27 protein-coding genes and 2 other annotated features (1 of these 29 cut by a window edge) are annotated in these 21,957 nt (G+C 33.1%); of the genes, 3 read left to right on the plus strand and 24 right to left on the minus strand.

Translation table 11 applies throughout. The features are described from left to right. Window position 1 precedes the first annotated feature (1 nt). The 13 genes from tgt to QQM35_RS09390 form a co-directional block, all read right to left on the minus strand. Complete coding sequence (gene tgt / locus QQM35_RS09330; RefSeq protein WP_251520136.1) at window positions 2-1,141, minus strand: tRNA guanosine(34) transglycosylase Tgt; 1,140 nt, start codon at window positions 1,139-1,141, stop codon at window positions 2-4. Window positions 1,142-1,161: 20 nt separating this feature from the next. After that, window positions 1,162-2,187, minus strand: coding sequence for a tRNA preQ1(34) S-adenosylmethionine ribosyltransferase-isomerase QueA (gene queA / locus QQM35_RS09335; RefSeq protein ID WP_251520133.1), 1,026 nt, complete (start codon window positions 2,185-2,187; stop codon window positions 1,162-1,164). A gap of 1 nt (window position 2,188) precedes the next feature. Then, window positions 2,189-3,190 carry a Holliday junction branch migration DNA helicase RuvB gene (gene ruvB / locus QQM35_RS09340; RefSeq protein WP_251942829.1) on the minus strand — a complete coding sequence of 334 codons (1,002 nt, stop codon included), beginning with the start codon at window positions 3,188-3,190 and terminating at the stop codon, window positions 2,189-2,191. A 34-nt stretch (window positions 3,191-3,224) separates the two neighbouring features. Next, window positions 3,225-3,824, minus strand: coding sequence for a Holliday junction branch migration protein RuvA (gene ruvA, locus QQM35_RS09345; protein WP_251520127.1), 600 nt, complete (start codon window positions 3,822-3,824; stop codon window positions 3,225-3,227). A gap of 13 nt (window positions 3,825-3,837) precedes the next feature. Next, window positions 3,838-4,293, minus strand: coding sequence for an ACT domain-containing protein (locus QQM35_RS09350; protein WP_251520124.1), 456 nt, complete (start codon window positions 4,291-4,293; stop codon window positions 3,838-3,840). A gap of 11 nt (window positions 4,294-4,304) precedes the next feature. After that, window positions 4,305-5,600, minus strand: a complete 1,296-nt coding sequence (gene obgE / locus QQM35_RS09355) for a GTPase ObgE (protein ID WP_251520121.1) — start codon at window positions 5,598-5,600, stop codon at window positions 4,305-4,307. A 129-nt stretch (window positions 5,601-5,729) separates the two neighbouring features. Further along, window positions 5,730-6,014, minus strand: coding sequence for a 50S ribosomal protein L27 (rpmA, locus tag QQM35_RS09360; RefSeq protein WP_251520119.1), 285 nt, complete (start codon window positions 6,012-6,014; stop codon window positions 5,730-5,732). Between the two features lie 11 nt (window positions 6,015-6,025). Beyond that, window positions 6,026-6,346 (minus strand): ribosomal-processing cysteine protease Prp, encoded by a 321-nt coding sequence (locus tag QQM35_RS09365; protein ID WP_251520116.1) that lies wholly within the window; start codon window positions 6,344-6,346, stop codon window positions 6,026-6,028. 2 nt (window positions 6,347-6,348) lie between these two features. Beyond that, entirely contained in the window at window positions 6,349-6,657 is a 309-nt protein-coding gene (gene rplU, locus QQM35_RS09370; protein WP_251520113.1) for a 50S ribosomal protein L21, read from the minus strand. Window positions 6,658-6,669: 12 nt separating this feature from the next. Beyond that, window positions 6,670-6,744, minus strand: a sequence feature (ribosomal protein L21 leader region). Window positions 6,745-6,773: 29 nt separating this feature from the next. Further along, window positions 6,774-7,298 carry a rod shape-determining protein MreD gene (mreD, locus tag QQM35_RS09375; protein WP_251520110.1) on the minus strand — a complete coding sequence of 175 codons (525 nt, stop codon included), beginning with the start codon at window positions 7,296-7,298 and terminating at the stop codon, window positions 6,774-6,776. After that, entirely contained in the window at window positions 7,298-8,143 is an 846-nt protein-coding gene (mreC, locus tag QQM35_RS09380) for a rod shape-determining protein MreC (protein WP_342610354.1), read from the minus strand. The genes mreD and mreC overlap by 1 nt, the downstream gene beginning before the upstream one ends. A gap of 434 nt (window positions 8,144-8,577) precedes the next feature. After that, window positions 8,578-8,733 (minus strand): hypothetical protein, encoded by a 156-nt coding sequence (locus QQM35_RS09385; RefSeq protein ID WP_342610355.1) that lies wholly within the window; start codon window positions 8,731-8,733, stop codon window positions 8,578-8,580. A 70-nt stretch (window positions 8,734-8,803) separates the two neighbouring features. Continuing rightward, the gene (locus tag QQM35_RS09390; RefSeq protein WP_251520104.1) at window positions 8,804-9,262 is read right to left on the minus strand and encodes a DUF4930 family protein; all 459 of its coding nucleotides are present in this window, start codon (window positions 9,260-9,262) and stop codon (window positions 8,804-8,806) included. A gap of 150 nt (window positions 9,263-9,412) precedes the next feature. On the opposite strand from QQM35_RS09390, the gene QQM35_RS09395 reads away from it, so the two are divergent. Beyond that, entirely contained in the window at window positions 9,413-9,613 is a 201-nt protein-coding gene (locus QQM35_RS09395; protein WP_251520101.1) for a hypothetical protein, read from the plus strand. Between the two features lie 159 nt (window positions 9,614-9,772). Here QQM35_RS09395 and radC read toward each other — a convergent pair whose 3' ends face one another. The 3 genes from radC to QQM35_RS09405 form a co-directional block, all read right to left on the minus strand. Then, window positions 9,773-10,450, minus strand: a complete 678-nt coding sequence (gene radC, locus QQM35_RS09400) for a RadC family protein (protein WP_251942821.1) — start codon at window positions 10,448-10,450, stop codon at window positions 9,773-9,775. 18 nt (window positions 10,451-10,468) lie between these two features. Further along, a complete protein-coding gene (locus tag QQM35_RS11465) occupies window positions 10,469-11,137 on the minus strand; it encodes a prepilin peptidase (protein ID WP_418128721.1) in 669 nt (222 codons plus the stop codon). Between the two features lie 149 nt (window positions 11,138-11,286). Continuing rightward, on the minus strand, window positions 11,287-12,105 hold the full coding sequence (locus QQM35_RS09405) for a squalene/phytoene synthase family protein (protein ID WP_251520095.1): 819 nt from the start codon (window positions 12,103-12,105) through the stop codon (window positions 11,287-11,289). Window positions 12,106-12,262: 157 nt separating this feature from the next. On the opposite strand from QQM35_RS09405, the gene QQM35_RS09410 reads away from it, so the two are divergent. Then, on the plus strand, window positions 12,263-12,523 hold the full coding sequence (locus QQM35_RS09410; protein ID WP_251520093.1) for a hypothetical protein: 261 nt from the start codon (window positions 12,263-12,265) through the stop codon (window positions 12,521-12,523). 549 nt (window positions 12,524-13,072) lie between these two features. Here the strand turns inward: QQM35_RS09410 and QQM35_RS09420 are convergent. The 5 genes from QQM35_RS09420 to QQM35_RS09440 all read right to left on the minus strand — a co-directional run bounded on the left by QQM35_RS09420 (window position 13,073) and on the right by QQM35_RS09440 (window position 16,590). Beyond that, complete coding sequence (locus QQM35_RS09420; RefSeq protein ID WP_251520087.1) at window positions 13,073-13,663, minus strand: DJ-1/PfpI family protein; 591 nt, start codon at window positions 13,661-13,663, stop codon at window positions 13,073-13,075. A 21-nt stretch (window positions 13,664-13,684) separates the two neighbouring features. Further along, a complete protein-coding gene (locus QQM35_RS09425; RefSeq protein ID WP_342610357.1) occupies window positions 13,685-14,200 on the minus strand; it encodes a MepB family protein in 516 nt (171 codons plus the stop codon). A gap of 30 nt (window positions 14,201-14,230) precedes the next feature. Continuing rightward, window positions 14,231-14,599, minus strand: coding sequence for a rhodanese-like domain-containing protein (locus QQM35_RS09430; protein ID WP_251520084.1), 369 nt, complete (start codon window positions 14,597-14,599; stop codon window positions 14,231-14,233). Then, window positions 14,574-15,101: a MarR family winged helix-turn-helix transcriptional regulator gene (locus QQM35_RS09435; RefSeq protein WP_251520081.1), complete on the minus strand. Its 528-nt coding sequence runs from the start codon at window positions 15,099-15,101 to the stop codon at window positions 14,574-14,576. The genes QQM35_RS09430 and QQM35_RS09435 overlap by 26 nt, the downstream gene beginning before the upstream one ends. Before the next feature lie 508 nt (window positions 15,102-15,609). After that, complete coding sequence (locus QQM35_RS09440) at window positions 15,610-16,590, minus strand: ketoacyl-ACP synthase III (protein ID WP_251942817.1); 981 nt, start codon at window positions 16,588-16,590, stop codon at window positions 15,610-15,612. 165 nt (window positions 16,591-16,755) lie between these two features. Here QQM35_RS09440 and QQM35_RS09445 point away from each other — a divergent pair, with 165 nt between their 5' ends. Continuing rightward, complete coding sequence (locus QQM35_RS09445) at window positions 16,756-17,514, plus strand: MerR family transcriptional regulator (protein WP_251520075.1); 759 nt, start codon at window positions 16,756-16,758, stop codon at window positions 17,512-17,514. Between the two features lie 114 nt (window positions 17,515-17,628). Here the strand turns inward: QQM35_RS09445 and QQM35_RS09450 are convergent, their stop codons facing one another. Genes QQM35_RS09450 through QQM35_RS09460 form a run of 3 tightly spaced genes read right to left on the minus strand, consistent with a single transcriptional unit; the run spans window position 17,629 to window position 21,823 of the window. Further along, window positions 17,629-17,862, minus strand: coding sequence for a hypothetical protein (locus tag QQM35_RS09450; protein ID WP_251520072.1), 234 nt, complete (start codon window positions 17,860-17,862; stop codon window positions 17,629-17,631). Window positions 17,863-17,918: 56 nt separating this feature from the next. Continuing rightward, on the minus strand, window positions 17,919-19,181 hold the full coding sequence (locus QQM35_RS09455) for a folylpolyglutamate synthase/dihydrofolate synthase family protein (RefSeq protein WP_342610359.1): 1,263 nt from the start codon (window positions 19,179-19,181) through the stop codon (window positions 17,919-17,921). An 11-nt stretch (window positions 19,182-19,192) separates the two neighbouring features. Beyond that, window positions 19,193-21,823: a valine--tRNA ligase gene (locus QQM35_RS09460; protein WP_251520066.1), complete on the minus strand. Its 2,631-nt coding sequence runs from the start codon at window positions 21,821-21,823 to the stop codon at window positions 19,193-19,195. A gap of 42 nt (window positions 21,824-21,865) precedes the next feature. Next, window positions 21,866-21,957 (minus strand) — a binding site (T-box leader) (it continues 150 nt past the right edge of the window).

The raw sequence follows: 21,957 nt of genomic DNA on the forward strand, positions 1-21,957 counted from the left end.
TCTAAAAGTTTTTAGGGTTGTCTACATTGAGCCCATACTGTTCGAAGAATTCTTCTTTGAAATCTAGAAGACGATCTTCACGAATTGCTTGTCTTACATCTTCCATCATCTTTAAGAGGAAGTGTAAGTTGTGATACGTTGTCAGACGAATACCAAATGTTTCATCTGCCTTGATTAAGTGTCTTATGTAAGCACGACTATAATTTCTACAAGTATAACAATCACATGCTTCATCAAGCGGTCGTAAATCTTCCGCATATTTGGCATTCTTTACGATCAGTCTACCTTGTGAAGTCATGCAAGTGCCGTTACGCGCAATCCTTGTCGGCAATACACAATCAAACATATCCATACCACGTATACTACATTCGATTAATGCATCAGGTGATCCAACACCCATTAAATAACGTGGTTTATCTTCTGGCATGAATTGTACAGTATGTTCAACCATATCATACATTACTGGTTTCGGTTCACCTACAGACAAACCACCAATTGCATAGCCAGGAAAATCTAATGCTACAAGTTCTTCGGCACTTTGTTGACGAAGATCTTTATATTCTCCACCTTGAATAATTCCAAATAAAGCTTGATCTTCAGGTCTTTGATGTGCTTTCAAGCATCTTTCAGCCCAACGTGTCGTTCTTTCTAGTGAGTCCTTTACATATTGATACTCTGATGGCATTGGTGGACACTCATCAAATGCCATCATTATATCTGAGCCTAAATCATTCTGAATTTGCATTGATTTCTCAGGACTTAGAAATAATTTCGAACCGTTGGTATGATGTCTAAACTCAACACCTTTTTCAGTAATATTACGTAAATTACTTAAACTAAATACTTGAAATCCGCCTGAATCCGTCAGTATAGGACCATCCCAGTTCATAAACTGGTGCAAGCCCCCACTCTTTTTAATAATATCATTTCCCGGTTGTAACCACAAATGATAGGTGTTTCCAAGGATAATCTTAGCATTCATTTGATGTAGTTCTTCAGGGCTCATTGTTTTAACTGTCGCTTTTGTTCCTACAGGCATAAACATCGGCGTTTCAAATGAACCATGCGGTGTATGAACGATTCCTAATCGAGCGCCAGATTGTTTACATGTTTTTATATGTTCATATGTCACTGCTGGCATATTTTATTTCAATCCTTTCACTATATGATTAACATAGCATCTCCAAAACTAAAGAATCTATATTTCATCTCCACTGCTTCTTTATATGCATTTAATATATTATCACGTGTACTAAACGCTGAAACTAACATTACGAGCGTTGATTTTGGCAAATGGAAATTTGTGATAAGTGCATCTATTGCTTTGTATTGAAATCCTGGGAAGATAAATATATCTGTCCAACCACTTTGCGCCTTAAATTCTGTATGATTTTGCATAATAGTTTCAAGCGTTCGTGTTGTCGTTGTACCAACTGACACAATCTTTTTACCACGTGCTTTTGTATCATTTAATAAGTCTGCAGTTTGTTGATCCATTTGATAATACTCACTATGCATTTCATGGTCATCTATATTATCAACACTTACAGGTCTAAATGTGCCTAAACCTACATGCAACGTTATAAAGGCAATGTTTACGCCTTTTTCACGAATTTGTTCCAACAATGCATCTGTAAAGTGTAATCCTGCTGTTGGTGCAGCAGCTGAACCAATCGCTTTAGCGTATACAGTTTGGTATCGATCAGGGTCATCTAAACGTTCTTTAATATATGGAGGTAATGGCATTTCTCCTAATTCATCTAAACGTTCTTGTAAAATACCTTCATAGTGTAAACGCATAATACGACCGCCCTGATTTAGTTCTTCAACGCATTCAGCCTTTATTTTGCCTTCTCCAAATGTTAAAACCTGACCTATTTTGACACGTTTAGCTGGTTTAAGTAATACTTCCCAATCGTTGCCTTCGATTTGGTTTAACATTAACATTTCTACCTTTGCGCCAGTTTCTTCTTTTAGCCCAAATAATCGTGCTGGCATTACACGTGTATCATTAAGAACGAGCGTGTCGCCTTTCTCAAAATAATCAATAACATCTTTAAACTGTTTATGCTCTGTTTCTCCAGTAGATCTGCCTAAAACAAGCAATCGACTTTGATCCCTATTTTTCAATGGGGTTTGAGCGATTAAAGATTCCGGTAAATCATAATCAAATGCTTCAATTTCCAAATTATTCCCTCTCTCCATGCATATTAAAATGTTCGAACGCATATGCCGTCGCTTTACGTCCTCTCGGTGTGCGCTCAAGGAAACCTTTTTGAATTAAAAATGGTTCATAAACATCTTCAATGGTCACACGTTCTTCACCAATTGATACAGCAATCGTATCTAGACCAACTGGTCCACCATTGTATTGCTTTAATATACAATTCATCATTTTATGATCAATATAATCAAGACCTTCATCATCAATCTGCAGCAACTCTAAAGAACGCTTTGTGGTACGAATTTTAATATAGTCATCATCTTCCACCTGTTGAAAATCCCTCACTCTTTTAAGTAAACGATTGGCAACACGTGGTGTGCCTCTACTTCTCTTAGCTAATTCACTCGCACTTTCATCATCAATTTGAGTACCAAGTACTTCTGCTGTTCGCAATATAATTTCTTTCAAATCTTGTTCTTTATAATATTCTAATCTTAGATGAACACCAAATCTATCACGTAAAGGTGCTGATAAACTACCTGATCTCGTTGTAGCTCCTATGAGTGTAAATGGTGGCAAATCTATACGAATACTACGTGCTTCCTCGCCTTTTCCAATGACAATATCTAAGAAGAAATCTTCCATTGCTGAATATAATACTTCTTCAACGACACTACTCAAGCGATGTATTTCATCAATAAACAAAACATCGCCAGGTTGTAATCCAGATAATATTGCTGCTAAATCACCAGGTCGTTCAATGGAAGGACCCGTTATTGTTCTCATATTGACTTCCATCTCGTTCGCTATAATATTTGATAATGTCGTTTTACCTAACCCAGGGGGACCAAATAACAACACGTGATCTAATGGTTCTTGTCTCATTTTAGCTGCTTTAATAAAAACTTCTAGATTTGACTTTATAGTTGATTGACCGATATATTGTCTTAATTTGGTTGGCCTTAACGACAATTCAAAGTTAGATTCGTCATCATGTAATGATTGATCTACCATTCGATCATCCATGTTTAATCCCCCTTATAATACATAATTTATCATATTAAGAAACGAGTAATTGTAAACCGCGTTTAACTGCGTCATCTACAGACTCAACTGTTTCTTTATTTAAGGCTTTTTCCACCTTTGTAAGTTCTCGTTTTGAATAACCTAACGCACCTAGAGCAAGTAACGCTTCTTCGATTAACGGTGATTGATCAGACGTTTCTTCGTGAGTTAGCACTTGTTGTTCTTCTGTATCATTAACTTGAACTTTACCTTTTAAATCTAAAACGATTTGTCGTGCTGTTTTCTTTCCGATACCTGGAAATTTAGTGAGGTACGCATCATTTTCATTTTCAATTGCTATTTTAACTTCGTTTGGCGTACTCGTTGCTAATATAGCAAGCGCAGATTTTGGTCCAATACCAGTTACTTTAATTAAATTTAGAAACATCTCTTTCTCTTCTTGATTTATAAAACCATAAAGTAACTGAGCATCTTCACGTACGATTAAAGACGTAAAGATTTTTAATTCATTATCTAAATATTTCTGAAATCGATAGGAATTGGGTGTCTGTATTTCATAACCAACTCCACCCGTTTCAACAACAACATGTGTTGGATATAATTCTGTTAAAGTTCCTTTTACATATGCATACATCTATTTTACTCCCTTACATTGACATACTGATTAATTCTACTTTAGAAATATGGTCAATGGTTTTTATAGATTCCATAATATCATCAATTTCCAAATCTGTTGCTTGTGCATCTAATGAAAGCGTAATAGTTGCTCTGCCTTCCATCGGGATACTTTGATGTATCGTCAGTACTGATAGGCTTAAACTGGATAACTTATTAAGTACATTCGCTAACATACCAACCATGTCGTTAACATATAGAATTAATGTAAATTCTCTCGTTTCTTCTTTTTTGTCATCAATAGGAAAAATTGTATCTCGATATTTATAAAATGCACTTCTCGATAAGTTATGTTGTTTAACAGCTTCAAATATGGACAGTGATGGATCTTTCTTCAAAGCATCTTTAATTTCAAGTGTTTTAACAACCGATTCTGGAAGTACGTCTTCTCTAATTAAATAAAACTTTTTATGATCGTTTGTGTCCATATTTAGCACTCCTATTCAACAAATTCGAATTCTCCACCTAAGATTCTTACGATATCGCCATTTTCACAGCCACGTGCACGTAAGGCATCATCAATACCCATAGAGCGCATTTGACGTGCAAATCGACGTACTGCTGGTTCACTATTAAAGTCAGTCATCTTGAATATACGTTCAATCGATTTACCACTTACTACATAAGCAGCATCATCATCACGTGTAATTGTAAATTTATCTTGATCTGGCGTATGTTTATAAACCACACGGTTAATACCCATTGCTTCATCGTCAACTTTGGTGAAATCTATGTCTTTCACTTCTTCTAATTTGTCAGCAATTGTGTATAGCAACTCATCAATGTGATCATGTTTGAAAGTAGACATAGGTATAATTTGCATTGTTTCATCATTTAATTGTTCTTTAAATAATTCTAAATTATCCTCTGCATCTGGCATGTCCATTTTATTCGCCACCAAGATTTGAGGGCGATCTTCTAATCGTTGCTCATAGGCTTTTAATTCTTCTTTTATCACTTTATAGTCTTCAAAAGGATCTCTACCTTCTGAACCACTCATATCAATCATGTGTACTATTACTTTCGTACGTTCAACATGTCGTAAAAATTGATGTCCAAGCCCTACGCCATCTGACGCACCTTCGATTAAACCTGGTAAGTCTGCCATGACGAAACTTCTATTATCTTTCGTAGATACCACACCTAAATTAGGCTTAATCGTTGTAAAATGATAAGCACCGATTTTTGGTTTTGCTTTTGAAACTATTGACAATAATGTTGATTTACCTACACTTGGGAAACCAACTAATCCGACATCTGCAAGTAATTTCAGTTCTAATGTGACATCAATTTCTTCACCTGGTTCACCATTTTCACTAAAATCAGGTGCAGGGTTCCTTGGTGATGCAAATCGTGAATTTCCACGACCACCGCGACCTCCTTTAGCAACCACAGCACGTTGGCCATGCTCAACTAAATCGGCTAATACTTCTTCTGTTTCTAAGCTCTTAATAATTGTGCCAGGTGGTACTTTCAATACTAAATCTTCTGCATTTTTACCATGCATATTACTACTTTGTCCGCCTTCGCCACGTTTAGCTTTGAAATGAGTTTGGTATCTAAAGTCTAATAAGGTACTTAAACCTTCATCTACTTCAAACACGACATCTGCACCGTCTCCACCATCGCCACCAGCTGGGCCTCCAAACGGCACATATTTTTCTCTTCTATAGGCAGTTATACCATTACCACCATCACCTGCTTTAAGTGATATTTTAACTTGATCGACAAACATGATTTCACCTCTTTTTCTCAATTTACTTTTATCGTATCTTTTTTATTATAGCATTATCTAGCTTTGTAGAAAATAAAGACAAAAAAGAAACACCAGAAGTATAACTTCTGGTGTTACCGAAGACAAAAATTACTCAGCTGCTGCGTATACAGAAACTTGTTTTTTGTCGCGACCTTTACGTTCATATTTAACAACGCCGTCGATTTTAGCGAATAATGTATCGTCTCCACCACGACCTACATTTTCACCAGGATAAATTTTAGTACCACGTTGGCGGAAAAGAATTGAACCACCAGTTACGTATTGACCGTCAGCACGTTTAGCACCTAAACGTTTTGATTCTGAGTCACGGCCGTTTTTTGTAGAACTTACCCCTTTTTTAGATGCGAAGAACTGTAAGTTTAATTTTAACATTTGGTTGCACCTCACTTATAATTTAATCTAATATTTTCTTTATAGTCTTCTTCAATAGTTTGTAACGATACGAGCATAGCTTGAAGAATTAATTGCGCTTGTTCATTGTTTGTATCAACACTTCTGATGTGGAAGTATCCTCCATCATCGGCGTAATCGATATCTGGTTTTTCAGTCGTTAGTCCCATAATAGCATTCACGCTACCAAATAGAACTGCTGAAGCACCAGCACACACGAGATCATGTCCGTAATCGCCAGCTTCTGCATGACCATCCATAATCACGTCTGTTACTTGACCATCGTCATTTAATGTAACATCAACTTTAATCATAATTATGCGTTGATTTTGTCGATTGTTAATTTAGTGTAAGGTTGACGATGACCTTGTTTACGCTTAGAGTCTTTACGACGTTTATAAGTGAAAACAGTGATTTTCTTACCGCGACCGTGCTTTTGCACTGTAGCAGAAACTGAAGCACCTTCAACTGTTGGCGCACCAACTTTCACTGCGTCTCCACCTACAAATAGTACTTTATCGAAAGTGAAAGAATCACCTTCGTTTGCAGCTAATTTTTCTACAAAGATCTCTTGACCTTCTTCAACTTTAACTTGTTTACCGCCTGTTTCAATAATAGCAAACATACTTTGCACCTCCTATAATTTAAGTCACGCCAAATGCAGGTGACATTGAATGTACTTAAACCTGTATTTGAGCGGTTGTATGTAGCTATAAACTACTCAACTACTGCATTTTAGCATCAGCTATTCTTACTGTCAATCTTGAATTGCATTTTCGATGTAAATTTCTTGATAATTGGAAATAAAATCAATAATAAAATAAAATTCAAGATAAATGTTGGAATCATTCTAAATAATATGAAATTGACTACGTTCATATCAACGATACCTAAAATACTATAAATAACACCACTGTATACTTCAAAAACCATAGTTCCAAATAACACTACTATAAATATCATTCCATGATCTCTATAAAATGTTTTGAAGAAAAAGTCCATCATCACTACGAGTAATATATATCCAAATAGATATAACCCATAAAAACTTCCAAAATATAAATCTGCCATTAATCCCAAGATAATAGATAATACAATAGATACACCAAAACTACGATAAATGCATAGCATTAAAAGATACATTAATGTTAAATGTGGTACAAAGATGATTGCTTTATCATTGATTTGCATTGGTATGACTAAACCAATAATCGTATCAATGTAAAATAATATTAAACCAATTAAGAAGTAGGATAACGTACGCATTACTTGTCCCCACTTTCTTCTTTTGGTAATGTATCAGGATCTCTCTTTCCGACATATACATGATTTAAATCTGATAAGTCAGCTGCTGTTTTTATTTTGACTTGTTTTGATAAACCATATTCGTCATTTTGAACTTTAGTAACTTCACCTATGTAAATACCTTTTGGAAGTTGATCAGCTAAACCACTTGTAACAACTTTATCCCCTTTTTTGATTTTATCTTTATTATCGACATCTGAAATGACTAACTCTTCATTTTTAGAATCGTAATGATCGATTAAACCGAACACATTCTTACCTTTATGTTGTATGTTTACAGATAAACGATTGGAACGTGCTTTCGTAGTAATTAAATCAACTTGAGAGGAGAATTGGTTGACCTTTGTGATACGACCTACTAAACCTTTCGAAGTCATTACGGCCATATTTTTATCTATTCCATTTTTAGCACCTTGATTGATTACTAATTTGTTCATCCATTGATCAGGATTTCTTGCCAAAACTGTACTTGATATCGGCTCATATTTTGAAATATCATCAATTTTCAATTCCTTTTTATATTTCTTGTTATCAGCTTTCAATCTTTCATTTTCGGCTTCAAGTTTTTTTAACTTTGCAGACTCATCTTTAGAATCTTTATCATTATTAAAGAAATTGCCGATTGAACCAGCGATAAATTGCGTAGGATAACTAACTACCCTCTGTCCTAAGGAAACTGAGTCACCCACATATTGTTCAACTGGTGATTGTGATTGAGAACGTAACGACATCTCAATCAACGCTATAAAAAGAATGATTGCACATAAAATAACAACCGCTTTGTTATTTTTAAAAAACTTTGACAACCTAAACACCTCAATTAACCATCTTATTATGTTCTGTTCTTATTTTATATTACTTATCTTATGAAATAAAGCACTAACCATATTTATGAATATCAAAATTGTTTGAAATTATATTTGATAATTTGATGTGAAAAATTTTCAAATAAAACCATTTATGTATCCATAAAAATATAAATATGTATATTAATATTATCAATATGATTACTATTAGCGATAATACAAGCATGAATAACAAATATAACTTGTTTAAATTTGTTCTAAATTCAACTTACCTCACGCTATCAAAGTATACCATTTCTTTAACCCTCGACCAATGGATTCGAATTCGATTACCGTTGCACTTTATTTTGCAATAAAAAAAGATGGCTGTCTCTTGTTAGAGAAACCATCTTTCTTAAGCTATCTGAAAAATTGTAATTTTGGTTAATAAAATATTATTTATTATCCTCTTTAGATTCATCTGTTTCTTTAGATTCGTTTGAATCCTTTTCATCTTCTTTATATAAAGTTTCATCTTTACGCCAACGTGCAAATAGATTTTGTGCTTTTGCTTGTTCATCAGCTTTTTTCTCGCTAGATTTTTCACTCATCATTACACACCAACCTTTTAATAATTTACTGTATTAAGGCTAACGCATTTTATAGTATAATTCAAATGTGTTACTCAAAGCTTGATGGTGGTTTTAACTCAATATTTTGACCCATTTTATTTAAGTCTTGTTGCATTTCAATTTCAGTTTTATATACTCTGATAGAATCTGAACCAAATTTATATATAATAAATTTATCATCTCTTTGGCCTGCTAAATATTTATCATTATACCCCATACGTCCTATGCCAGATACTGACATAAACTCTCTCTTATCAATAAAATTGAACACATTTTTAACTTGGCTCAATGGTACATTATTCAATAAATCATTATCTTCGACCGTATACCTTTCGCCACCGGTCATTTGTGAGTTTGGTGCGTTCTTATTCATAGATGGTTCTTCATTATGAACTGGGTTCCATGCTTGATCTTTTAAAACTGGTGCGTATCTCATAGCGAAAAAGACAATCATCAATATCGCAATGATAGCAATAATATTCTTTATTAACCTAAATATAAAACGCATGAACCACCCTCCATTTCTAATATACTATCATATTATAAATTCTATAAGTATATAACTACATCAGTCTATGGGCGTAATTCAAACATTACCATAGACCGATGTCAATTGGTCTTGTAAACTGTATGATATACATAAAGGAGTGAATATATCATGAGCGTGCTAACTATCATACTTATCGCACTCTTAGTTATTTTATTATTTAGAGTTAGCGTTTCGATTATAAGAGCTTTAATATATATAGGTCTTGTACTTTTATGCCTTTATTTAGCTTATCAAGGTGCATTATACGCGCTAGATTATTTCAATGTAGATATCAATCAGTTAATTTATGATGTGAAATCTAGTATCTAATTGTCTCAACGTTTAAATAATCTTTACTATTCAAATTAAAAACCCACTATATCTGTAGGAGTCTGGGACAAAAATAATTGTCTCAGACTCTTTATCATTTAAAAGTGGCTACGAAACCTCTGTCAGAAAATTCGATTTCTGTCTATCTATTTCAAAATTTCAATCAATATATCCCTCTTCAGCTAAACTTAGATATTGATGGTCCCCTATAATAATATGATCTAAAATCTCAATACCTATGATTGCACCGCATTGGATGAGTCTTTTTGTTGTCTCGATATCTTCATTAGAAGGCGTGACCTCTCCTGAAGGATGATTATGAATGAGTATTATTGAATGACTAGATTGTTTAATGGCTTCATTAAATATTTCACGAGGATGCACAATTGAAGAATTTAATGTACCAATAAATATTATCTTTTGTTTAAACACAACGTTTTTAGCATCTAAAAATAACACTACAAGTTGTTCCTGTTTTAAATGCTCCATTTTAGCCATCATATAATTAGCGACATCTTTTGGTGAATTGATTTGAACCTTTTCTTCAACACTACCTGAATGCATACGCTCCCCAAGTTCAAATGCCGCCTTTAATGTTAATGCTTTATATACTCCTACTCCTTTGATTTGATTTAGATCATTTAATGAAAGTGACTTTAATTCCTTTAAATTACTGACTGATCTCAATAATTCATGTGCAATGTCTAAACTTGAATATCCTTTTCGCCCTGTATTAATTAGAATTGCTAACAATTCAGCATGAGACAATTCAGAGGCACCATGATTAAGCATGCGTTCTTTTGGCTTTTGATAATCTGCCAATTCATTGATTCTCATGATGTTTCATCTCCTTGTTTAAAATAGTATAGCAATATTGAAAGCTATAAATACAAATGGTAACAATGGTATTTTTTTATTTTTCTGATGTAAACACAAATGGTAATAGAGCCCAAAAATAGTGGCTAAAATACTTGTTAATAAAAGCATAATAACTAACGTGTTATATGGAAGTATGTAAGATAAGATAGAAAATATTAAAATATCACCATATCCTATACCTTTATGACAAAGAAAATAAAATAAGTGTGATAAAAGCGTTACTAAGATAAAAAATAACCACTCACCTGAAATTAAATAAAACACACAGAAACTAAATACAATAAAGACATGTAATGGTAAGGTGAAAGTTTTAAAATCATAGATTGCAAAAGTGAGTAAAAATAAATATGTAAGTAAATAAGAAGTGGAATTGATAGGAAAAGTGAAATAAAAAAAAATTATAGGAATAAGTGCGAATAATTCACCAATCAAATATGTTCTTGAAATGCGTTGGTGACAACAAATGGAACGACCTCTAAGTTGGATGAAACTCCAAATAGGTATTAAACTAGTAAAACCTAACGGTTGATGACAATAATCACATGTAGATCGACGAAATAAATATTTTAACGATAAATCTTCTACCTCACAAAATTGATATAAAAAGCTAAAGAGAACAGGACAAAATAATAATATATAAATCATCAGAACGCCTCCGTACTAAGTATAGCACGTATAAATCATAAACTTAACAAAATTATCATATTCCTAAAAACTTTTATAATTTTATACTTTTAATACAAAAAAATGGAACTCATGACCGTGATCAGTTCTGAGTTCCACTTAAAATTAATTTAATCTTTTTTTACTTCTTCTACTGTTTCTTCTACTTCCTGACGAGAAATCTTTTCACGTCCATCTTTCATTGCTTTTAAAGATTTATGAGCTAACGCTAATGGTAATTTACAGAAAAGTCTTATACTGCGTTTATGTACCATAGTCATATATTCATCAGCCTTCGCCAAATTGTCCTCGGCATATTTAAATAAATCATCACGATTCATATCGTCTGGAACAAAACTTACACCACGTTCCTCATAATCTTCTTCTTCGTTGCGTAAAATATTTACGGCTTGTAGTCCTCGACCATAACCAATCGCAAGTTCACGATCTGTTTTTTCTCCTGCACAAACCTCCCATAACTCGGACAACATCACTCCGACAAGGCCTGCCACGTAATATGTATAATCGTCTAACTCTTCACGGGTACGAACATTCCAATTTGCTTTAGCCCATTTTGCCATGCCTTCAGCCATCTCACTAGAATATTCCGTAACGATTGACACTGTTTGATCAGGACAAGCATCAATCCAATCGCCTAACCGTATAGTAACCTCCGGCATTTTTTCTTTTACAGGACTCAATATTTCTTGATAACGCGTTTCATCAAATGAATGTTTTAATAAATCACTGACTTGTAATAATATTTTATTTTTAGTGTCATTATCAACATCTTCGTGATCTTCAATTTCATCAATCGCACGCATGATAAGATATGCTGACGCAACTGAATGTTTTAATTCCTTTTCCAAAAATGTAATGGGTATATAGAATGTACGACTCGTTTCTTTCAAGACACGCATCGCATCTTTTGGGAATTTTTTATCTGACATTTTTCCTTGCCTCCCTTTTTTAAATACTATCACATTATCTTAAAATAAAACATTATTCTTATGTCAAATAAACGATATTAATTTAATAAATTAACTATTAGAAAAAGTACCATTATGATACGCTAAAAAAGACATAATTACCTGTAGGAGGCTATTAATGAAAGATCAAAGCAAATTAATATTAAAAAAACTTAGTTCTTTCGCAAAATATGTTTTTATCTTAGCTATTATTTTACTTATTATTGGGGACACAGTAACGCCCAGCCCTAACTTTTTAAGTTATTTGTCAAAAACACTTGTCATCCTAGGCGTTATTTTACTAATGTTACCTGAAGTCCTTCACGGAAAGATTAAAGATATAGTCATTTGGATATCAATTTTATTAATTGTAATTATTTTAGTTGTCTTCATTATTTAATACAATATAGGTTGAATATTGAAATTTGTTTACCGTATGAAGCATAATCTATGTATTCCTACACATGTTTATAGGGATTACAACATAAATTTAAGGCTGGCACATAATCTATGCCAGCCTTTTTTAAACCTAAGGAAGGTTTTATTATTTATTTGTCACTGCTTGATTTTATAGTTATAAATAATGGAAGCAATACCTAAACCAAATAACATAAAAATCAAAACATAAATTGCAAATACCTCTGTCTTAATATGCACACAAAAAAGTAAAAATAATAAAAATACTAATATAAAGTACACAGGTATCAATAACCTTTTTAATAATATCGGGCTTTCCACTGAATCACACCAATTTTTTAATATTAACATGTCATTTATTATTGAATGTAAAATACATGTCATAGTTGTAACAATAATGTAATTTAAATTCTATCATTTTTTTCAATTAATGACATTAAATTCATTAAATGGTCAATTTCAGTGCTTAACTGTCCCAGTTATGAAATATTTTTGTAGTAAAAATGCATAATTGTCTTACATTACGAAAATATTACATATATGGATTACCATACTTTTCGCAATAACGATAGAAGCCATTTTGATATAGATACGTCAGCTTTTCTATATTTTCAGTTGTATCAAAGTTCACTAATTGTAACACTTTTTGAGTAAATGATAGCGCAGCAGTTCCATTAGCAGTAACAAGATTGCCATCCGCAACTGATTGTTGAGACACAAAATGTTTGTCAGGTTGATAATTAACATAATTAGACCACAAAGATTGATCGTTACCCGTATGAATATATTGATTTAAAAAGCCATAACGTGCTAAATAATCGACTGCCCCACAAATTGCCCCAATGGCAATGCCTTTATCAAAAGCATCCTTTACTTTTTCTGTCACAGTAGGGTCCTCAATATTCCAGCTATCTCCACCAACTAACACAAGTAACGCTTCATCACCAGGATCATTTTCTAATGTATAATCTACTAACGTATTAAACCCACCTATTGACCTAACTTGTTGATGAGTTGAGATTGTTCGTATTTCCCACTCATCACTCTTGCTCAAAGTTGCACTTAGATACGTTGCTTCCCATTCAGCATATTGGTCTAATATAAGAAATGTTGCTATTTTCAATTTTATAGCCTCTTTTCGATTTTAAAATTTATTAAAATACAGATTCTTCATTTTTATGAAATCCATTTCTTCCGACATATCTATAAAATATTGTAGTTGCCATTTTTGCGTTTGGCTGGCAGTTTTATTTAAATTTGTTTCCCATGATGGATACACACGAAATGCCATTTTACCCTTGTGTTTATTTGAAGTAATGAGGCCTTTGTGTCTTAAAAGTTCTTTCGGAAAAATGAACTGTCCTTTATAGTTTTTATCTAATATATTAATCACTAAAAAGTCTTGCATGATTTCGAAATGAAATGGAATATTTACATTGTCCTTGTTTTTGTGCCATATTGCGACAAAATACCCTTTTTTCTTAGGTGTCTGTTTTGCTAACCGACTTTTAAAGGTTGTGTTTTGAACAGAAAATTGAAATGCTTCATATTCAACGTTATATCTTTCTTTAGTAGGGCTATCTATACTATCTATCTCCATATAAGACAGTACATATTTTATAAATTGATAAGAACTAAAATCATCCAAAACTTTTTTCATCACATTCACTCATTTTTTTATTTTAATTACTTAAACTTCTTCAAGTGGGAGGTTCATACCTTTCCATCCCTCAAGTGCTCCAGCTAATTCATAAGCTTCAAAGTCGTTCTTCAATAATTCTAGTAGTGCAACCTTTCCTAGTATTGTGCCACCTGTCCAATCATATACGACATAAATGTAATCCTTAGATAATGTATCTAACTGCTCTTTCAATTCTTTGGCAGGTATTTCAATAGAATTCTTTATTTTATCTTTTTTTACTTTTTTTGGAGCATTTCTTACGTCAATAACTTTATATTTATTCCCGTCTTTTTCCATATCTTCTAAAACTTCATGATGGTTAATATACAAACTTAAATATGTTTCTAATAATTCAATTTTCTTCTTCATTTTCCTCATCCTTTAATAATTTATTTTTTAACTTGCTTATTAAATTATAAAAAGTCTCCTTTTCTTCTGAAGTGAAAGTTTCAAACATACTAGATACTAATTCATAATTTTCTGGTAAAACTTTTTTTAATACAGTTAATCCCTCTTTCGTAAGCTGTACATAATTAGTTCTTTTGTCTTCTTCATATAACTTTCTTTGAATTAAACCTTTATTCTCCATCCCTTTTAAAATGCCAGTAATAGTAGATTTTTTACTTCCTATCTTTTTTGATAATTGTGATGGCGCTAATGTCATATCTTGTTCTTTAGTTAATAACATCATAATTGTAAATTTTGCATCTGATATTTCGTACTGTTGCATTAAATTATCGTGCTTTTCTTTCATTAACTTATAAGTTTTCTGTAACTCTAAATAAAGCATTACAGAATTCGGATCTAACTCTGGATAATCTTGTCGTAAATTTTTAAGTCTTTTAAAAGAAGGACTATCGTATAAATAAAAATCTTTCATGAAAACTGCCTCCTAATTAGTTAGGTACCTAACTAATTTAATGATATCATTATTTGTATATTTACACAAACATCTTTAAATAAAATATGATTTTACATCGCTTTAAGTTGATAAGAGGCAGCACCATAGAAAATATTAAATTTTTTCTGGAATCGTTTCTACTAAATGTTTCTCAATATGTGTGGTATCATTTCAGTTACCATTGGTAGAGTTAATTGAGAGTTGTTAAAACTTTTAATTTAAAGACAAGTCGTTAAATTGGTGAGGTTGTACTTTATAATTTACGTAATTGTCATATTTTATAATAATCATATATAAAAAGTGATGTTGCTTGCGAGACACCAGAGGGAGCAGGATGTGTGTCGAGACCGAGGCTCGACCCAGCCCCCTAGGTAAGCGAGCAAAGTCAAAACTAATTATCGATATAATTTAAGCCCATCAAGTTTGCAGAAACTTTGATGGGCTTAATGCTAGAAATTGATATTCTAAATTCTATACTTAAGTATTATTAAATCGTCCATTTTATCAAAGTAGAGGCGTAAGTTAATCCTCCACCAAAACCAACGAGCAACATTAAATCTCCTTTATTTAACTTTTGTTGCTCCATTGCTAAATCAATTGCGAGAGGTATCGTTGCAGAAGAGGTATTTCCAAAATATTGTAAACTCATTAATGCTTTGTCATAACTGATACCAGACTTTTTACAAATTGCTTCAATCATACGTGCATTCGCACTATGTGGTACAAACCAATTTAAATCATCTATACTATATTCAGTTTGAGATAATGTGTTTTGAATAACTTGTGGCACATTAGTAACTGCCCATTTATATACACCGCGACCATTTTGTACGATATACCCAGGATTTTCCATGTCTTCGTCAAACATCTTATTAGATAGATCTGTACTATAGAGATATTTCCCTTTTTCACCATCAGTACCTGTGCTACTCGCGATGAAACTCGTTTCATCTTCACTATATTCTACTAAAAATGCTGCTGCACCATCACCAAATAAAATGCATGTATTTCTGTCTTTATAATCGGTAATTTTTGATAAAGCCTCTGCCCCGACCACTAATACCTTTTTATGTTGTCCAGAAGTAATCAACCCATTCGCTATATTCAATCCATAAGCAAAACCTGCGCAGGCTGCATTAATATCTAATGAACCACATTGTTTAAGTCCAAGTCTAGCTTGTACGTATGCTGCTACGCTTGGCGTTTTATAGTCGGGTGTCATTGTTGCGTTAATAATCATGTCTACATCAGTTAAATCTACATTGTACTTCTCTTTGAGATTTAAAATTGCCTGATAGCTCATATCACTCGTGTATTCGTTATCAGCAGTAATTCTACGTTCTTTAATACCGGTTCTTTGTTGTATCCATTCATCAGAAGTTTCTACAATTTTTTCAAAATCTTCATTCGTCATTACTTTAGACGGAACATATTTCCCATGGGCTGTAATTTTTGCTAACGAATTCATTTATAATCCCCCTATTGACCCTTAGTTAATCTACATAAAACTTACCACTGAACAATATACAATAGCAAATATTATTAAAAACATGCTTAGTATAAAAATATGCTATTTTAGTATTGAGGTTTACGTTACGTCATAGTTTATATTGCAATTGTAGGAGGTGATGTTATGGAGTACACAGTTAGTGAACTAGCTAAAATTTCAGGTGTAAGTCCACGTACGTTACGTTATTATGATGAAATTGATTTACTCAAACCATCAAGAATTAATCAAGCAGGTTATCGTATTTATCAAACTACACACGTCGATGTATTACAACAGATTGTTTTTTATCGAGAATTAGATTTATCACTACAACAGATAAAAAAATTACTAAACGAACCATCGTATAACCAAATTGAAACATTAGATGAACAACATCGTAAATTAACCGCTAAACGAGATCGTTTAGACCAAATACTCACGACAATTGAAAAAACGCTAGCCTACCATAAAGGAAAGGTAACTATGAATGATAACGAAAAATTTGAAGGATTTAAACAAGACATGATTGATAAAAATGAAGCACTTTACGGGGATGAAATAAGAGAAAAATATGGTAATGATATGATTGATAAGAGCAATGCGAAAGTTATGGGAATGTCCGAGAAAGACTTCCAACAATTTAAACAATTAGAGCATGAAATACTAGAATTACTCGCAGATGCATATCAAACACAAGACCCAACTTCAGAAGAGGCGCAATTACTCGCTGATAAGCATCGTCAATGGCTGACTTACACTTGGCCAAGATACACGAAAGAGGCACATCTCGGGTTAGCCGAAATGTATATCGCAGACGAACGATTTACTGCATATTATGATAAACACGTTAAGGGTGGTACGCAGTTTTTAAGAGATGCAATTGCAGAATACGTAAATAAATAAAACAAAAGTCTGAGACAAAAATAGGTGTCTCAGACTTTTTTCATTTAGGTGTGACCACGAATTTTCCATTAAAAATTCGATTACTGTCCACTCTCTTTTGCATAAAAAGCCGGATTATTTAATTCTTTGCAAGACGATAGAAGCTACCGCACAAATAATTACAATACTTAAAAATGTCATAGATACTGGCATAAGTTCTCCTGTTAAATTGATTCCTAATTCAAAACCAGTTGTGTCATTTTTAAAATAACTACCGAATACCATCATAATTACAAAGCCTACTGCTGCTAATGAACCGATGACATCAATCAATAGCCTCAATTGTGGATACTTAATGTCTTTATTCAAATTAAACTTCTCCTTCCAGCAAAACAAAATATATTAATTAACTTAGATGCAAATAATTAAAATTTAACCTTAGTTTTAACGTCACTAATAAAATATAAACTACCCGTAATTATTAAACCTTCGCCGTTATAGTTTTCAATAAAGTCAACATAATCATAAATGATTTCTTTATCATCATATTGTAATTCTTCGTATATTTCTTCCTTTGTTAAACCCTTTGGAAAATCAAATTCAGTAATATACATCGTTGAGGCAATCGTAGTAAGTTGATCCAACATTTCATGTAATGGTTTACCTTGAATAGCTGAAAATAGTATATCTATGTTATCTATCTTATAATATTTTTTTAATGTATCTGTTAATGCTTCTACACTTTCTACATTATGTGCACCATCTAAAATGATGATTGGTTCTTCCTTAACTTGTTCAATTCTACCTATCCAACTTACAGATTCTATACCATTTATCATCTTATTAAAATCTAAATCTACTATATTAGATTCATACATTTCAATAAGTGCTGTTATTGCTAATGCTGCATTTTCTTTTTGGTGTTCACCTTTCATATCTAGTAATAAGTTTTCAAGTTCATAATCTTTGTAACGATAAGTGAATTCTTCATCATCGGAAATAACGCTAATTTCTCTATCTAACTCGATACCTATCGCATTTCTTTCTTCAACGTTATTTCGAATAATTTTTAAGGCATCCTCGTTTTTAACAGCGTAAATTACAGGTGTCTCTGTCTTCACGATTTCACCTTTGTCTCTAGCTATATCCGCAAATGTATTTCCTAAAATTTCAGTATGATCTAAACCAATACTTGTAAGTATTGAAAGTATCGGTTTAAACACATTTGTAGAATCATTTGCTATGCCTAAACCCGCTTCAACTATGACAAAATCCACTGGATGTATTTCTCCAAAATATAAAAACATCATCGTGGTAATAATTTCAAATTCAGTTGCTGAACCTAATTCTGTTTCTTGTACTAATGCTTCACTGACAGGCTTGACATGTTTCACTAATTCGACAATGGCATCATCAGAAATAGGTTCTCCATTTAATCCGATGCGTTCATTAAAAATCTCAACAAATGGAGAAGTGAATGTTCCAACTTGATATCCGTTTTCTACTAATGCAGTTCTTAAGTATGCAACGGTAGAACCTTTCCCATTTGTTCCACCTACATGAATACCACGGATCTTTTCTTGAGGATTATTCAAACGTTGGAGCATCCATTCCATACGTCTCACACCAGGTTTCACACCAAACTTAGTTTGTTCATGTATCCAATATAAGCTGTCTAGGTAATTCATCTCTACGACTCCTATGCTTTTAATTGATTAATTCGTAATTTAACACCGTCATATTTTTCTTGATACGTTTGTTTTTTCTCACGTTCTTCATTAATAATTTTTTCAGGTGCTTTATTTACAAAGTTTTCATTCGCTAATTTTTTATTTACTCTGTCTAATTCTTTTTCCCATTTGACAAGTTCATTTTCTAATCTAGCTATCTCTTTATCCATATCTATGAGCCCTTCTAATGGTAGCACAACTTCTCCCGCCGTTGTTATAGAAGTCATAGCTTTTTCTGGAATGTCGATTTCTGTATCTATTGTTAATTCACTTGGATGACAGAAACGATCAATATAGTTTGAATTGTCATTTAATGTTTGTTTAATATTGCTATCTTTCGCACGGATGAAAATAGGTATCGCTTTAGATAACGGTGTATCCACTTCTAACCTAGATGTTCTTACAGATTTTATAATCTCAACTAGATGTTGCATTGTTTCCTTACTTTCATCAAAAACTAACGCGTCATTAACTTGTGGCCAAGCTGCTTTGACAATTGTGTCACCTTCATGTGGAAGATTCTGCCAAATTTGTTCTGTTACGAAAGGCATAAATGGATGTAACATTCTCATCGTATTATCTAATACATAAGTTAATACGGAACGCGTGACTTGTTTTTGACTTTCGTCATCACTATTCATTGGAATCTTACTCATTTCAATATACCAATCACAGAATTCATCCCAAATGAAGTTATATAGTGCACGACCAACTTCGCCGAATTCATATTTATCACTTAACTCAGTTACTGTTTTTATTGTTTCATTTAATCGCGTTAAAATCCATTTATCTGCTAATGACAAGTTGCCTGATAAATCAACATCTTCAACTTTAAACTCTTCGCCAATGTTCATGAGGCTAAATCGTGCCGCATTCCATATTTTATTAATGAAATTCCATACGGATTCAACCTTTTCAGTTGAATAACGTAAATCATGACCTGGTGAAGAACCAGTTGCTAGGAAGTATCTTAAACTATCTGCACCATATTCATTAATAACATCCATTGGATCAACGCCATTTCCAAGGGATTTACTCATTTTACGTCCATCTTCTGCACGTACTAAGCCATGTAGTAACACATCATTAAATGGACGTTGCCCAGTAAATTCTAATCCTTGGAAAATCATTCTAGCTACCCAGAAAAAGATGATGTCATATCCTGTAACTAATACATTTGTTGGGAAATAACGATGATAATCTTCATTATCTAAATCTGGCCAACCTAAAGTTGAGAACGGCCATAGAGCACTTGAGAACCAAGTATCAAGTACATCTTCATCTTGTGTCCAGTTCTCAATATCTGATGGCGCTTCTTCTCCTACATACATTTCACCAGTTTCATTGTGATACCATGCAGGGATTTGATGACCCCACCATAACTGACGTGAAATCGTCCAATCTCTTATTTCATCCATCCAACGGTTGAAAGTCTTTTCAAATCTTTGCGGAACAAAGTCTATACGGTTATCAGTATCTTGGTTATTGAGTGCTTGTTCGGCAAGTGGTTTCATTTTAACGAACCATTGTGTTGATAAATAAGGTTCGACAATCGCACCAGAACGTTCAGAATGTCCGACAGAATGTTCATGTTCTTCGATTTTTATAACAAGATCTTCAGCCTTTAAGTCTTCAACAAGTTGTTTACGACAATCAAATCGATCCATACCTTCATATTTATCAGCGTGTTGATTCATCTTACCAGATTCATCCATAACTACGATGCGTTCTAAGTCATGACGATTACCTATTTCGAAATCATTTGGATCATGTGCAGGTGTCACTTTCATTGCACCACTACCAAATTCTTTATCGACATATTCATCTGCTAAAATTGGTAATTCACGCCCAACGATAGGTAAAATAACCTTTTTACCAATAACATCTTTATAGCGCTCATCATCTGGGTTAACTACAATAGCTGTATCCCCTAACATAGTTTCAGGGCGTGTTGTAGCAATCTCAATAAATCCATCACCATCGGCATAAGGATATTTAAAGTGATAGAATTTCCCTTGTACATCTTCATGAATAACCTCGATATCAGATAATGCAGTACGTGTATGAGGATCCCAGTTAATAATATATTCTCCGCGATAAATTAATCCTTTGTTGTACATATCAACAAAGACCTTTTTAACTGCTTTACTAAGACCTTCATCTAATGTGAAACGCTCTCTACTATAATCTAAACCTAATCCTAGTTTAGCCCATTGACTGCGAATAAACTGTGCGTATTCTTCTTTCCAATCCCATGCTTGTTCTAAGAATTTTTCACGGCCAATATCATGTCGTGAAATACCTTGTTCGTTTAACTTAGCTTCAACTTTAGCTTGAGTCGCAATACCTGCATGATCCATACCAGGTAAATATAAAGTGTCATAACCTTGCATACGTTTCATACGTGTAATGATATCTTGTAAAGTCGTATCCCATGCATGTCCTAAATGTAATTTACCAGTCACATTTGGAGGTGGGATTACGATCGTATATGTTTCTTTAGTTTGACTACCTTCCGCTTCAAAATAACCATTATTAACCCATTGGTCATAGCGACCCGATTCAACTTCGCTCGGGTTATACTTTGGTTTCATCTCCATTTACAACATCCTCCTTAAATATAAAAATATCCGTCCTAAATCATATAGGACGGATATTCCGTGGTACCACCTAAATTCTCAAGATGTGAAATATGCATCTCGAGCACTTAATTTATGATTAACGCTCAATCACG

It is taken from the genome of Staphylococcus hsinchuensis, assembly GCF_038789205.1.
Lineage (GTDB): Bacteria > Bacillota > Bacilli > Staphylococcales > Staphylococcaceae > Staphylococcus > Staphylococcus hsinchuensis.